The sequence below is a fragment of the Hallella multisaccharivorax DSM 17128 genome (genome assembly GCF_000218235.1).
Lineage (GTDB): Bacteria > Bacteroidota > Bacteroidia > Bacteroidales > Bacteroidaceae > Prevotella > Prevotella multisaccharivorax.
On sequence record NZ_GL945017.1, the window covers coordinates 2,735,899 to 2,750,869 of the forward strand.

Annotated in this window: 11 protein-coding genes; 5 read left to right on the plus strand and 6 right to left on the minus strand. The window is 42.9% G+C overall.

Annotated features, from left to right (window positions below; genetic code table 11):
- Positions 1–6 precede the first annotated feature (6 nt).
- From PREMU_RS11665 to PREMU_RS11680, 4 genes are read right to left on the minus strand one after another with little or no spacing between them, the layout of a single operon-like run.
- Positions 7–2,817, minus strand: a complete 2,811-nt coding sequence (locus tag PREMU_RS11665; protein ID WP_007575573.1) for a SusC/RagA family TonB-linked outer membrane protein — start codon at positions 2,815–2,817, stop codon at positions 7–9.
- A 36-nt stretch (positions 2,818–2,853) separates the two neighbouring features.
- Positions 2,854–4,614 (minus strand): RagB/SusD family nutrient uptake outer membrane protein, encoded by a 1,761-nt coding sequence (locus tag PREMU_RS11670; protein ID WP_007575574.1) that lies wholly within the window; start codon positions 4,612–4,614, stop codon positions 2,854–2,856.
- 11 nt (positions 4,615–4,625) lie between these two features.
- The gene (locus PREMU_RS11675; protein ID WP_007575575.1) at positions 4,626–8,045 is read right to left on the minus strand and encodes a TonB-dependent receptor; all 3,420 of its coding nucleotides are present in this window, start codon (positions 8,043–8,045) and stop codon (positions 4,626–4,628) included.
- Between the two features lie 35 nt (positions 8,046–8,080).
- Positions 8,081–9,046 (minus strand): FecR family protein, encoded by a 966-nt coding sequence (locus PREMU_RS11680; RefSeq protein WP_007575576.1) that lies wholly within the window; start codon positions 9,044–9,046, stop codon positions 8,081–8,083.
- Positions 9,047–9,242: 196 nt separating this feature from the next.
- Here PREMU_RS11680 and PREMU_RS11685 point away from each other — a divergent pair, with 196 nt between their 5' ends.
- On the plus strand, positions 9,243–10,448 hold the full coding sequence (locus tag PREMU_RS11685) for an ISL3 family transposase (protein ID WP_007574972.1): 1,206 nt from the start codon (positions 9,243–9,245) through the stop codon (positions 10,446–10,448).
- A gap of 24 nt (positions 10,449–10,472) precedes the next feature.
- On the opposite strand, the gene PREMU_RS15130 is transcribed toward PREMU_RS11685, so the two are convergent.
- Positions 10,473–10,640: a hypothetical protein gene (locus PREMU_RS15130; RefSeq protein WP_156804009.1), complete on the minus strand. Its 168-nt coding sequence runs from the start codon at positions 10,638–10,640 to the stop codon at positions 10,473–10,475.
- Here PREMU_RS15130 and PREMU_RS14265 point away from each other — a divergent pair.
- Together PREMU_RS14265 and PREMU_RS11695 are read left to right on the plus strand one after the other, a co-directional pair.
- The gene (locus PREMU_RS14265) at positions 10,640–11,029 is read left to right on the plus strand and encodes a hypothetical protein (protein ID WP_007575578.1); all 390 of its coding nucleotides are present in this window, start codon (positions 10,640–10,642) and stop codon (positions 11,027–11,029) included. The genes PREMU_RS15130 and PREMU_RS14265 overlap by 1 nt on opposite strands.
- A gap of 49 nt (positions 11,030–11,078) precedes the next feature.
- The gene (locus tag PREMU_RS11695; protein ID WP_007575579.1) at positions 11,079–11,264 is read left to right on the plus strand and encodes a hypothetical protein; all 186 of its coding nucleotides are present in this window, start codon (positions 11,079–11,081) and stop codon (positions 11,262–11,264) included.
- A 613-nt stretch (positions 11,265–11,877) separates the two neighbouring features.
- Here PREMU_RS11695 and PREMU_RS14680 read toward each other — a convergent pair.
- On the minus strand, positions 11,878–12,297 hold the full coding sequence (locus PREMU_RS14680) for a transposase (protein WP_083819252.1): 420 nt from the start codon (positions 12,295–12,297) through the stop codon (positions 11,878–11,880).
- 364 nt (positions 12,298–12,661) lie between these two features.
- On the opposite strand from PREMU_RS14680, the gene PREMU_RS11705 reads away from it, so the two are divergent.
- Together PREMU_RS11705 and PREMU_RS11715 are read left to right on the plus strand one after the other, a co-directional pair.
- Positions 12,662–12,952 (plus strand): hypothetical protein, encoded by a 291-nt coding sequence (locus PREMU_RS11705; protein WP_156804010.1) that lies wholly within the window; start codon positions 12,662–12,664, stop codon positions 12,950–12,952.
- Between the two features lie 1,149 nt (positions 12,953–14,101).
- Entirely contained in the window at positions 14,102–14,767 is a 666-nt protein-coding gene (locus tag PREMU_RS11715) for a CPBP family intramembrane glutamic endopeptidase (protein WP_007575586.1), read from the plus strand.
- The last annotated feature ends 204 nt before the right edge of the window (positions 14,768–14,971 follow it).

Consider the following 14,971-nt stretch of genomic DNA (forward strand, 5'->3'; position numbering starts at 1 on the left):
CATTAATTAGAATGCAAGTTTCAAACTCACACTAACAGTACGCATGAGCGGATAACTTAAAAGATAATCTTGCTCGGCATCGCCCAATTCCCCAAGGTGATCCAGCGTAAACAAGTTAGTTGCATTCACATAAAAATAAATACTGCTCAAATGCAATGCACGCGAAACAGCATCAGATAGTTCATATCCTATCTGCACATTGCGCAGTCTCAGGAAGCTTCCATTGCGGCGCCAGAAGGTAGAAGTGCGATAGTTATTGCTGAAATCAACTGTCGACAAACGTGGATATGTAGCATCAGGGTTCGTAGGTGCCCAACTGTCAAGAGCCAAATTGGAAGCTGTACCGTTGTTCTCGAAAGAGTAGATATTGGCTCCTCGCAAATAGATGTCACGCTGAGCAACCCCTTGGAACAGCACGCTAATATCGACCCCCTTATACTTGACGCCTCCACTCAACATATAGTTCCATGCAGGAACAGTCGTGTTTCCAACGGGATGTGCATCATTATCATCGACGACTTGGTCACCGTTATAGTCTTTATACTTGATGTCTCCAGGTGCAACATGTCCAAATTGAGGTTGCGGCAAAGTGGCTTTTAACTTGCCATCACTGTCAAAATCATTAGCTGTATAGAAACCTTCAGCTTCCAAGACGATAGGTTTCCACACAGGATGGCCTTTCTTATAGAGATAGCTTTCAGCCTTGACATCTTCTCCCTGCTCGTCAACTCGACTCATGGCATACCATGTTCCAGCCTCAGCAAAATAGGTAAGTTTGTCGCGAATATTGCCTTGATAGCGTACCTTTAGTTCAAAACCATGATTCGTCACCTTGCCCACATTCATCAAAGGAAGTATACCTCCATAGGAAGCGCCAACGAATCCAAGTATTTGTGCATAAGGAAGCGTCAGAATATCTGACTGAGTTTCGTGGAAGATATCAAAATTAACAGACAGGTTCTTCCAAAATGTAGCATCGATTCCTACATTGAACATACGTTTCTTCTCCCATGTTACAGAAGGATTGGCCAAAGTTTTTTCGGTGAAACCAGAAGATTGAGAACTTCCAATGCCAAAAAGATAGCTTCCCTTACCGCTATAAGTTTCGTCATAAATATAGCGGGCTGAGGTTTGATTATTACCCGTAAGGCCATAGGAAGCACGCAACTTTAAGAAGTTAATCCATGATATTGTTTTCATAAACGACTCATTGCTTACCACCCATGCAGCCGACAATGCAGGGAACACACCGAAGCGATGACCCCGTGCATAGTTGTCAGTTCCCATATAAGATGCTACCAATTCGGCGATATACCGCTTCTCGTAATCATAGGTTAAACGTCCCGCAAAGTTTACATAACACTCATCATCCCGCACATTATACACCTGATAGCGGTCGTTGAGCATCAATAACATGGCATGCAGACCATGCTTGTCGAACCGACGTTTATAATCAATCTGTGCTTGTAATCCCACACGTGACTGGCTGGTTCGGAATCCTTCTGTAGCTGTCAGAGCAGCATCTGAGCCATATTGCATATAGCTGTAAATGGGATTGTTCTGTGCATCAACGCCAGTTTGGGTCAGGGAATAACGTGCATAATCACGCGTCTTGGGCGACGTCTCCGCCATAAAATTGTGATAGCCAAACATAACTTTGGCGCTCAAGCCACGCACAAAAGCACTAAAATCATACTGCAAACCGAAAATAACCTGCACCGACCGTGAGTTCTCTTTATACAAACCACGATTCAAAAGATTGGCCACAGGATTCGTATATAATGAAGTACCACCAATACTACCATTCGGATTATAGACTGGGAAAGCATTAGGAGGAGTGGTCCAAACAGACTTCAAGTAGTCTTCTGCCCCGCCACCGCCAGGCGTAGTCTTCTCCGCAAGGCTCACTCCTGAATAAAGAGAGGCTCTGAAATAGCGTGTGATGTCAACATCCAAGTTGGCCCTGAAATTATAACGAGCATAATCCACATTGGCACTTTCACGTCGCTTAGAGTCTGTTCCACGATAGATACCATCATTCTGCAGTAATCCTGCCATGACATAATAGTTCAATCCGCCGCCACCTCCACGGAAGGTAAGTTCACCCATCGTCAGAGGAGTTGTATTCTTATATATTTGCTTTTTCCAATTTACATTTGGATAAAGATAGCCATTACTGCCCGACTGATAGGCTGCAAGTGCATCATCAGTATACAAGGGCGGCTTACCGTCATTGGCAAGTGCTTGATTATAGAGGCTTGCATAATGATAAGCATCCATCGGAGTATCCATAATCGTTGGCATTTGAATACCGGTCTGCATGCGGAAACCAATCTTCGGAGTAGAGCGATAGCCTTTCTTCGTTGTAATCAACAATACGCCATTTGCGCCCCTTGAACCATAGATTGCCAATGCCGCGGCATCTTTCAACAAAGATACTGACTCTATTTCTTCTGTAGAGATATTGTCCAATGGTGTTTCAAAGCCATCAACAAAGACCAGCATCTGCTGTTTCCCGTTGAATGAACTCACACCGCGTGTGAACATATTCTCCATATAAAAGTCGTAGCCAGGTTCTCCCGATTTCTGAAGAATTGATAGTCCTGGAAGCAATCCTTTTAACGAATTGCCCACTGTTGGCGATGTAATTTCCATAAGTCGATCACCTTTCACCGTAGAGATGGCAGCCGTCTGCGCCCACGAAGGCTGTACACCATAAGCAATATGCATCGCCGTAGTATCAGTGACATCCTGTGCATGTACTGACAAACAGAACAGCATAAGAGCACCTCCTGCAATATAATCTTTGTATTTCATTGTCCTATTATTTTGCAATTTAAGGTTTACTTGATATTACCATCCAGGGTTTTGAATGAGATAGCCTTTATTAACTTCTTTCTGGTCAATGGCATATAAATAACAGTTATCATTCCAGAAACGATGCTCGAACACATACGGTTCGTAATGAATATGGATCTTGTTACCATCTGTTGAGCGAATTTTCAAACCATAGAACTTACCTCTCATCACTCCTTCTTCACCGGCAATGCGCCATCTGCGTATATCCCAGAAACGATGATCTTCGAATGCCAACTCTACCGAACGCTCATTACGGAGCTTTGTCCGGAAGGCTTCTTTCGTCATACCTGCAGGGAAATCTGGCATGCCAGCCCGTGAACGAATGAGGTTTACGGCATCATAAGCAGCCTGTGACGGTGCGCTTTCATATTCGTTAAGTGCTTCTGCATAGTTTAAATAGAGTTCTGCCATACGGAAAACAGGCCATTGCACATTGGCTGTATTGCTGCCATTCACGTGCAGTATACGCGGAACCCACTTATGAAGCAAGTGGCTCGTGCGATCCATTGCCGACTTTTCCGAACCTCCATCAAGGAAATTAATAAATGGAATTTCATCATTCCAACTGCTGCTGTGATAAGCAACAGTCTGCTTAAATCGAGGATCCAGACTATTATATATATCAATAAGGTTGTCACCGCCTTTCATATTCCAATCTGCCGGCTGACCATCTGAACGCTTCTCATAGTGCTTGACAAAATTGAATGTCACATATAATCCAGCATCTCCCCAGGCCTTATTCATGGCCCATGTGGGCAAGTCTGCCACCAAAGGGCGACTGGTTGTCTTGAAGTTTCTATACTTCATGTTACCCAGAATGATTTCCACATTATCAGGAATAGTCCACACATCTTCATAGTCTTTATCGGGATTACCCGTGTTATAAAGATGATAATGTCCAGAAGCAATGGCTGCATCAATGGCTGTCTTAGCTGCATCAGCTGCCTTTCTCCAACGCTCTTTGTCATAATTCCCATAGCCAATGAGCTCTTCATGCCCAGGGAATGCCATATAAGGTGTATTGGTATTGAACAGCGGACTCGCTGCATAAAGCAACACTCTTGCTTTCAAAGCCAAGGCCGCAATGCGCGTTGCACGCCCTAACTTGGCATTGTCGGTGTAGTAATCAGGGAGATATTGTGTAGCTCTATCACAGTCAATGAGGATAGAATCTATACAATCAGAAAAAGAGTTACGCGGACGTTGTGAAAAGTCCGTTGGTTCAATGACCTCCCTAACGATTGGCATACCACCATAACGATAAACGCTCTCCCACAACAACATGGCTCTCATGAAGTAAGCTTCGCCTGTAGCACGCTTATTAAAATCAGGGTCTCCTTCATCAAAAGGTACGTCATTGATGCGTTTCAAAATGAGGTTTGCCACGCGTGTTGTATGATTTCGCAAATAAAAACGGCAGTCTTCATCCCACGTAAAGTTGCTATTCGTATGATTACCTGCATTCCATGCAGCATTGCCCATAGCCCACGTAGCAACGTCCTCACCTTCATCACACGCAGAAGCCAACGTGGAAGACGACAACAACCGGCGGTCGGTATTTGAACTACTCATGCAGAAACCATAGGGCATTCCCTCTGCATAGAGCGTTGTCAATAACTTCTCTGCATCTGCACGTGTTGAAAAAACCTCGTTCTCTCCATAATCAACAGACGGCGGAGTTTCTAAAAAATCAGAACAAGATGCCAGCAAAACAGGAGCAAAGACCCATGCGATATATAAAAGTTTCTTTTTCATACGAAAGGATTTTAGAATTGAATATTTATGCCCACATTGTAGATTTTCTGCAATGGGTAGGTATTAATCTCCGTCGCGCCACCTTTGGATGGAGCTTCAGGGTCCAAGTCAATAACATTTGTCCAGGTAAACAGATTGGTGCCGCTAACATACAAACGCAGGCTCTCCAAACCTAATACCTTGAGCTGTCCCTTGCGGAAAGTGTAGCCAATCTCTACGTTCTTCAGACGTAAATAGTCGGCATTACGAATCCAAAAGTTAGAGTCTTGATAGTTATTATCAGTATCTCGTGAGGGACTCATTGACAAACGAGGGAAGCTTATGGGTTCTCCACGCTCATAACGCTCCTGCGTCCAACGTTCTAATATCAAGGTCTTTGCACTATTATGTGCATTGATGAATGGCCACAACGCACGGCCAAAATATTTAATGGAGACATGGGATGCCCCCTGAAAGAGTGCTGAACAATCGAAACCACGCCAGCTGAAACCAGCAGAGAAACCATAGATAATCTCTGGAGTGGGCGAATATCCAATGGGCACCATGTCGTACATGTCAATCTTTCCGTCCTTATTCACATCAACATAACGCATGTCTCCTGGCTGTAAGCGATTGCCATTCCAACTGCTTACGGGACGATCGAGGGCGTTGATTTCCTCCCATGAATTGTAGAATCCATCGAAAAGGAGACCAAAGAACTGTCCAACACGGCGTCCTGTACGCATTTGATAAGCATATTTCTCAGGCACTTCGTCTTGAAAGAGAATCTTATTACGTGCAAAAGAATAGTTGAAACGCCCCCAATAATTAAAGTCACGGAAGTTGCTGCGATAGTTGATATCGAGCTCAAACCCCGAGTTTTCCATTTCACCCATATTATAGGCAGGCAACGAAGCACCTATCAGCATGGGCGCACTGTTTCGGTTTGAGAGAATATTGTTACGGCGTTCCTTGAAGTAGTCGAATGAAACCGTGAGATGATTCTTCAGGAAATTCATGTCGGCACCTATGTTCAGCTTACGGGCTTTCTCCCATGTCAGGAACGGATTACCTAAGCGTTTCTCTTCAATCATCTGTGAATAAACAGGGTCTGAAGAGGAACCAAAATTATAGCCCGACAGCTCTCCGCTTGTAGAACCATAGACAGAAGGCAGATACAGGAAGCGGTCACCACCAATCTTATCGTTACCAACCTCACCATAAGTAGCTCTCAACTTCGTATAAACAACCCAATTGTTCTTTGGAAAGAAAGGTTCTTCACTGATAACCCAACCTGCAGATACCGCAGGAAAGAAACCGAATCGGTGTCCGGAAGCAAAGTTCTCCGTGCCATTATAACCCATGTTGAATTCTGCCAAATAGCGATTGGCGTAATCATAAGTAATGCGTCCCACAATTCCTTGATAAGCATTGGGAACATGGTAGGCCAGCTTGGGAGAATAATATTTACTTTGGTTATAAAGCAAGAGTACGGTGGTCTGATGCTTTCCAAATGTTCCGTCATAATGAAGACCTGCCTCAAAATACACTTTTCTGTTTTTGTCATATTCGAAACCGCCTCCCCATGTGCTGGCTTCATTCTGTGGCACGAGAACAATCTTTGTGGGATCGCTCGGATCTCTCTTCGGAACAAAGGTCTGCATCGTTTTCACAGAGAAACGCTTACTGTTATAATAACTGTCATAAGAGGTACTTGCATGAATCGACAATCCTTTCAACAACAATCGTGATAGGTCGTATTCGAAACGCAAGGTTGTATTAATCGTGTTGGCATTGATATCATTATAGCCATTGTTCAACAGCGCCTGCCATGGGTTTTCATCATCGATGGTGTTTTCAAGACGCACCAATTTTCCATCAACCATACCTGGAGTACCCAGTGGTGTAGCCCAGGATATTTCTTTCCAAAGGTTACTATTGCCCAGACCCGGCGTACGGATATTATTGATTTGCGAAGACAACTGCACCGTCGCCCTAAAGTCTTGTGTGATATTAAAGTCGAGATTCGAACGGAAGTTATAGCGTGTGTCTGAGGCATTCACGTCATGATGACGGTCAATCTTCGTATACTTGTACATGCCTCCCTGATTAAAGACCCCCGCAGAGATAAAGTATTTCACGCGATCTGTGCCGCCCGAGATATTGAAGTTGTGTTGTGTACGCATCGAAGCCTTACGCAGAAACGTGCCCACCCAGTCAGTACTGGGGTGCATGATAGGATCTGTTCCGTTACGATAGAGCTTGATGTCTTCGTCTGTAAAGCGTGGAACATAAGATGTTCCCTTAGTGTAGGCATCATTTTTCAATGCCTCGTTATACATCTCACAGTATTGTGCACTATTCAAATAATGTGGCAGGGCTGTGGGCGATTGAACAGCAACATTGCCTGAATAGCTCAGATGGGGCTTGCCTTTCTGACCTTTACGCGTTGTAATCAAGATAACACCATTCGCACCACGGACACCATAAATGGCCGTGGCGGAAGCATCTTTGAGAATGCTCACCGACTCAATTTCATTGGGATCAAGGCCATTATAATTGGGACGCTCTACGCCGTCAATCATCACCAAAGGTGCAGTATTGTCAGAAAATGTGCTCACACCACGAATCAGCAGTGTAGAATTGTCTTCTCCCGGCGCGCCACTTCGCTGCATGGCAATAAGTCCAGGCATCTTACCCACCAGCATATTACTGATGTTGGCCTGTGGAGTTTGCACCAGGTCTTTTGTCGTTACCGAAGCGATAGCACCTGTCACAGAGGTCTTTTTCTGTGTTCCATAGCCCACAACCACCACTTCATTGAGATTATGGGCAGCATCCTCATCCAGGGTTATCTTAAGATTTGAATGATTCTTTACTGGTATTTCGCGTGTCGCGAAACCGATATATGAGACCATAAGCGTACTATTCGCCGGCACATCCAACGAGAACTCACCGTCTACATTCGTAATGGTTCCAATCTTTGTGCCTTTCACAAAAACACTTGCGCCAATGATAGGTTCACCTGTTACATCACGGACAATACCCGAGAGCTTGTTCTTATCCGATGGAGACGGCGTGTTCCCCATTGATGGTTTCGCTCCCTTTCGCTCACTGTTCTCATTCTTTCCCTTCACCAGCACTATGGTGTTGTTGTTAAAAGAATACTGAATTCCAAGCGAAGAAAACACTTGAAAGAGTGCTTTTTCCAATGGCCAATCCTTACATACACATGTCACTTTCGTCTTGGGTTGAAGCACGCTGTTGCGATAAACAAACGTATAGTTCGTTTGCTTCTCAACCTGGCGAATAAACTGACTCACCTCTTCATTTTGAAGATTAAGGCTGACTTTGCCATGCTGCGCCAGCAACATTGTCGGTATAAGCAGCAATACCATTACCAACAAGAAACGCAGAAGACTTCTCCCTCTACTTTTTAGTTTGTTTGTCATATGATATATAGATTTTAGGTGTTAGGTGTTAGGCTTTATTCAATGACTACATTCCCATGGCTTACGCTGTATTTGAATTTGTATTGCAAGCTCAACGAATAAAGCACGCTTTCCAAAGTTTCATGATAAAAGGCGCCCGTAAGCAAGTCGTCAGCCAACTTCTTATTGCGAAGCTGGATGCTTACTCCATACCAGTTTTCGATTTCCTGCAACACTTCGTTCAACGGTTTGCTGTTAAATGCCAAATAACCATCCTTCCAGCGCCCGTCACAACCGTTGTCATTGTCACAGATCTCCATGCTATGCGCTGCAGATTGATAAATAGATTTTCGTCCCGGAGAAAGCCGGTAAGACTGCGGAAGGCCTTTGGCCGAAAGACGAACTGCACCCGAGAACAAGGCTGTTTCTACCTCACCGGAATGGCATTTCACATTAAACTTTGTACCTAAGACTTCAATCTGCATGTCGTTCACATGTACACGAAATGGACAACTCGCATCTTTGGTAACATCAAAATAGGCTTCACCTTTCATTAAAACCACCTCACGATGCTCGCCCGGCTCTACATTATAGCGCAACTGGCTATTGCCATTGAGACTCACATGGGTGCCATCGGGCAACGTTATCACGCTCTTGCTTCCGGCCTTCACATTCACGTAAGTATAAACCGGCGCTGACCGACTCAAGGACTTGAGTCCCCAATAACCACCACCAAGCAGGGAAACCACCACCGCGATTACCGATGCATAGCGCAAAAGCTTATGAACAAACTTGCGATGCTGTTCCTTTCGTATCTTAGACTGTAGGCCATGCAATATTCTTTGCTGCGTTTCATGACTCATTTCTGTGAATTCTGATGATAGAGAAAAGTCCTCACACATCAGATTCCACAACTCATCATCGGTAGTATGAGTCACCTCCTGCTGCAATTCCTTAAAATCTTCACGAGATAATTGTCCCAACAAGTATTGCTGATATAGATCTTCTATACGTTTTTCCATAAAATAGTTAACTTTTAAAATGTATACGCAAATACCTAAACACAATACTCAAAAACAACCTTTGTTAACATTTTATGGAGTATTGTGTAACAACTCCATCTTTTTAGGTTCTTCCGTTAAATGAATAGATAGGCTGTTGTATATATATTAAAAGAGCTGGTATTATGTATCTTTGTAGTGCCCAAACTCCAAGAACATGAATACCAGCATAATGCAAAACGCCTTAGGCGTCTCCCGACAGGAATGTCAGGATATGCGCTACGAAGGTAATGAATTAGTTTTGGAAATCCAAACACCCAGGGAAAAACTTTGTTGTCCAGCGTGCGGCAGCCATCATGTTGTTCTTGACGGCAGCCACATTCGTCGCTTTGTAAGTGTGCCAATCGGCTTAAACAAGACTTATCTGGACATGCATGTACAACGTGTTTTATGTCATGACTGTGGGTGTATCCAGCAGGAGAAGATTGATTTTGCCAAGGGGAAACGTCGACATACACAGGCCTTTGCGAACATGGTACTTGACCTGTCACGCTTTGCAACGATCCAGGACATTTCCTGGTTCCTGCAAGTATCGTGGGACGTTGTACGTAACATTCAGATGGAGTTCTTGCAGGCAGAGTACGGAACTCCGGACCTGTCCACATTAAGACGAATATCCATTGATGAGTTCGCAACCCATAAAGGCCAGGTATACAAGACCATTGTGGTCAATCTCGACAATGGTCACATCGTGTATGTAGGAGAGGGAAATGGCAAGGCATCCCTTGATGGGTTCCGGAGCAGACTCGGAGATGACAGACACCGTATAGAGGCTGTCTGCACAGACTTATCCGCCGCATATACCAGGACTGTGACCGAACATCTGCCCCAGGCAGCACTGGTTGTAGACCATTTCCATGTAACTAAGCTCATGAACGAGAAACTCGACCAACTCAGAAGGCAACTCTGGCATGCGGAACGGGATGTCAACAAGCGCAAGGTAATAAAGGGTACCAGATGGCTGTTGCTGAGAAATGGAAATGACATCTTCGATCATCAGCACAGGAACAGATTAGAGAATGCGTTGAGTTTGAACAAGCCTTTGATGACAGCCTATTATCTCAAGGAAGATCTTAAGGAGATATGGAACCAGTGCTGCAAGGACGATGCAGAGAAAGTGCTTGACGAATGGGTCAGACAGGCTTTTGATGCAAAGATACAGCCACTGGCAGTCATGGCATCAACCGTCAGGGCATACAAACCCTACATTCTTGCATGGTATGACCATTATATCTCAAATGGGAGAATAGAGGGAATCAACAATAAGATTAAAGTGCTGAAAAGACAGATTTATGGGTTTAGAAATGATGAATACTTTACCCTAAGACTATATGCATTGCATGATAGGCGCCTACGCATTTAACGGAAGAACCGTAAAACCATTATATCAATCGCCCACCGCTTTAGTACGATCAGAGATGCACAGCATATCATTTTGCTGGCTAACGGTCAGGTCATTGCTGAAGGCACTCATAATGAGCTGCTCAAAGTTTCCGAATATTATCGACGCCTTTGGCATGGGCAGTGTGATGAAATTGACTAAAATTGAAACCAATGTTTATAATTGATGATCTCAGAAGAATCCACAAGATTCACAAATTGATTAAAGGGCAGCAGACGGGCTCTCCTGAGGATCTTGCTTCTTTAATCTGTGTATCCCGCAGGGAACTGTATTACATCATAGAGGTATTGAAGAATATGGGGGCAGAGATAAATTACAATAGAAAGAAGCAATCGTTCTGCTATACAAATGCGTTCGATATGAACCTGTCTTTATGCGTGAGCTATATCGGAGAAGATGAGATGAATCTGCTTGATGGAGGTACTATTTGTTTGAAAAACAAACCACAGCAGGCTCTTCCGTGCAGAAATTTTGCACGGAACGAAAATTCATCAAGGAAAATTTGCGGAGAGTTCTTTTCCTTTGTAAATTTGCAAGCGTAAGTAGTCGACGACTTATATGAACTCAAGCTTAATTAATAATCTTAAGACAATGAAAGAAAAACTGATTGCAGATCTATCTGTTCAAGAGATGATGGAGACAGATGGAGGAATGCCTTGGTACGTTGGATTTATGCTCGGAGGTCTATTTTGGGACTTGATTGGTCACACAGGATCAACTATTGATTCCTTCAAAAAAGGGGCAGATAAGGCTAATCGTGAGTGGGACAATAAGTAAGGGCCATACTTTAGTGGTCTTTTGCTATTAATAAACAAGTTAAGAGCATGTTATGAATAACAATATTACTGAACTCACTGCTAGTGAGATGAGAGCTCAGCAAGGTGGATCTTTGTTTAGCGACGTATACGAGCTCTTCGGATATGTTGCTGTCTGGCACGCAAGATGCTTGATGTATAACAACAATGCCCCTTCCGTACTTGCTTATAAATAAATACTAAAGAGGTCTTCGTGTTGGCCTGAAGGAACGTAAGGCCAATATGAAGACCGAGTTGTACGGCAGGCAGATGGACATAACTATGGGGATTAACCTAATTTTTAGTCCTTGATATGCATAAGCAACTGTATTGAGCAGACACGGATGGCAGTTACAACGAAGCTGTCAATTCGATAAAATCGACTGGGCAGTCATCTGAAAGCGATCTTTGAGACACTGAAACTGTCACATATAGGCACTATAAGAGCTTTCCGCCAAGAAATCAGTTTTGACAGACTATGGAGGAATGAATCAGATATGTGCAGTTCGTGATAGATGTACTGTCTTGGGTGGGGCGCATGTGAGGGCTCAAATATTTCGATTGCCTGCACTTGCATCTGCAGTGCGGACAACAGCCTATCTGCCAGCCTTTCTCATCGCAGATCTGCAATATGGCTTCTTCTTCCGATACTTGGGTACGGGAGTTTCACCAAGCCAAACCTGCACCTTGCGCACCTTGTCACGGTTGGACGACGAGAGTATCCCGTAATGACGTATGCACCCGAATGAAGGTCGAAGTATGTGCAAGGAGAACAGATTGAGGAAGTCGACTGCCTTCATGGTCATCTTGCAGTGCTTGCCACCTTGCCGGTAGTTCTTCCAGTCGTATGTCACCATGTCGTCAGAGGTATAATCCAGGACACGCGAGTTGCTGATCGCCACTCTGTATGCGTACCGGCCGATGTCTCGAGCACCTGGCTGACACACCTTGGCAGGCGGACGGCTGTAGACGCCCCAGCCTTTAGCCAGGCACTTCTTGCAGCCACTCTGAGGAATAAACTCATTCGTTTCACTTTAGGTTGGCTGCCTCAAATGAGCGGAGTCCACAATCATAGATGACCGAAAGCAAAGTCTTGGAGTACAGTTCACATACATGAAGCAAAAGCCTCTCTTGTTCTACAGACCAGGATACGGGACAACTTACGTTTCTTTCTTCGGTATGTTTATACAGAAAAAAGAGGGTGTTAACGGTCCTTCCACAACGTGGAGGACCGTACCCTCAATCAGTATATAAACGGAAGATTAACACAAATGCGGCGCTGAAGGCTTTAGCTTTTTCGTGCCACGAAAATTAGTACAACAAATGATCAGAAAACGCAAGTTCTATTTATTTATATCTATTCTGCTAGCGACGATACCCTTGGTTTTAATCAAGACTTATCGTCCCTATATTTATTCGCACAAAATAGAAGATTTTCATTTAGCTGATACTATACCAAATATTTTTGCAGTGCCTGCTTGTCTCTTTTTAGGATATGCTATTAAGGCTAATCCCTCCAAAAATATAGGAAAAGATATATTTGAAATAATAATAGGAGTTGTAATTTATGAGTTGTTTTTTTCCCTTACCTTGGATATATATGATATGATTGCTTCCGTCATTAGCGGAATATTACTTTATTTACTCTTATCCGTATTTTATAACAAGTAAGGTCTCGTTGAATGTTGGATATGACGAGTGAAACGCCAAAACTAACGACAAGTATCGCGAGTGCTAATATTTATTTTTAGCTTAATATTGTCTGTTGTACCAGCCTTTTTGGTCTGCGAGAATGAGGGCTACTCTGTTTCGAATTGCTGCTATTGGAAGCGTAAGTCCGGACCTGTGAAGCCAAGGGGAAAATCTGATGAGGGGTTGATATCAGTTAACTTGAGGAATACGGGGAAAGACTCTTCCACACATGACAGTGGCGAGATCGACATCGAATTCCCGACTGATATCCGCATTTGTTTCAAAGGAGATGTTCCGACAGGTAAGGTTATGAATTTGGTAACTCAAATCAGTGCAGCCCATAGTAAGACCCCGAAGAAGTCTACGCTTGTTAGATTTTGATAAATTCTATAGGACAGAGTCCGACATTTGTACTTAATTTTTGGATAATATCTGATATTATCCACAAGATTCACAAATTGATTAAAGGGAAGCAGACGGGCTCTCCTGAGGATCTTGCTTCTTTAATCTGTGTATTCCGCAGGGAACTGTATTACATCATAGAGGTATTGAAAAATATGGGGGCAGAGTAAATTACAATAGAAAGAAGCAATCGCTCTGCTATACAAATGCGTTCGATATGGACCTATCTTTATGCGTGAGCTATATCGGAGAAAATGAGATGAATCTGCTTAATGAAGGTACTATTTGTTTGAAAAACAAACCACAGCAGGCTCTTCCGTGCAGAAATTTTGCACGGAACGAAAATTCATCAAGGAAAATTTGCGGAGAGTTCTTTTCCTTCGTAAATTTGCAAACGTAAGTAGTCGACGACTTATATGAACACAAGTTTAACAGTTTAATTTCAATTACAATGAAAATTACGACAAACGGCTATCTGACAGAGATGTCAGTTTCAGAGATGGTCCGTGTCAACGGTGGAGAGACGAAAAAACAGAAGCATGAGAAATGGGCAAGGACTTGCATGTCTTGCCATCTTGGTGGTTCCGTATTCCAAACCTTAGGTCATATGCGATTGAGATCTTCGGATAATATAATTTTCGATTCAGATTCCGTAGCCATTGTATTTAAATAATACGATGGCTTTATTTAAGTGTAATTTATAAGAACTATAATAACAAGGAAGGTATGTCACAACTCAGTAAAACAAAAACTATTGAGAAAGTTGTATTTTTTTTGATACTATGTTTAATCGGGTCCGTATTGATATCGGCTCCTTTTGTCATGCTGACTGTTAGTAAGAATGGCAATCATGAAACCGAACTAATTTCTAATTTAATGATATTAGCTTACTCTACATTTATTCTATTAGCTTTATACTTTGAGAATAAGATAGAGAAACTTGATCTATGGAGTCTCTCTAAATGTACTTTAAAAGCTAAGGCTGTAATTATAGCAGTTGTCTTAGGAGTCTTGTGGCAATTAGTTGCTTTGCTAATCTGTAAGATTAGCGGAGTTGCGTCTCCTTTCTTCTCTATTCACGAAAGTGCCCTATCGCTTATCTTTTCAACTATAGCTATGGGATTATTTGGTCCGTTTATAGAGGAGATGCTTTTCAGAAAATGGCTCATTGATATGATGGAAAGAGGTGGATTTAAACCTGTTGTTATGATTATTGTTAGTTCAGTCTTGTTCTTTTGCATGCATCTTGGCGACACTTTTATGAGAATCGACACATTGATTTTTTCTATACCGATTACCTACATTTATATTAAGTATCATGATGTTAGGTATTGTGTCATAGCTCATTCTGTTTGTAATTTGACGGGTATTTTTATCCCTTTCTTCTCCTGATATTTGATATTTTTTATTAATTAGTGTTTGCTGAATAATTATAGTAACTATTCAGCAATATTGTTCATGACAAGTTCTGTCTTAGTACAAACTTACCCATCAACCTTTGAATGCGGTTGTCCGCAATGAAGAAAGTCTTTGATTGTCAGAGAATGTCATCTGAACTGTATCAAAGACTAAGACAATAAATTTATCATCGCTCTG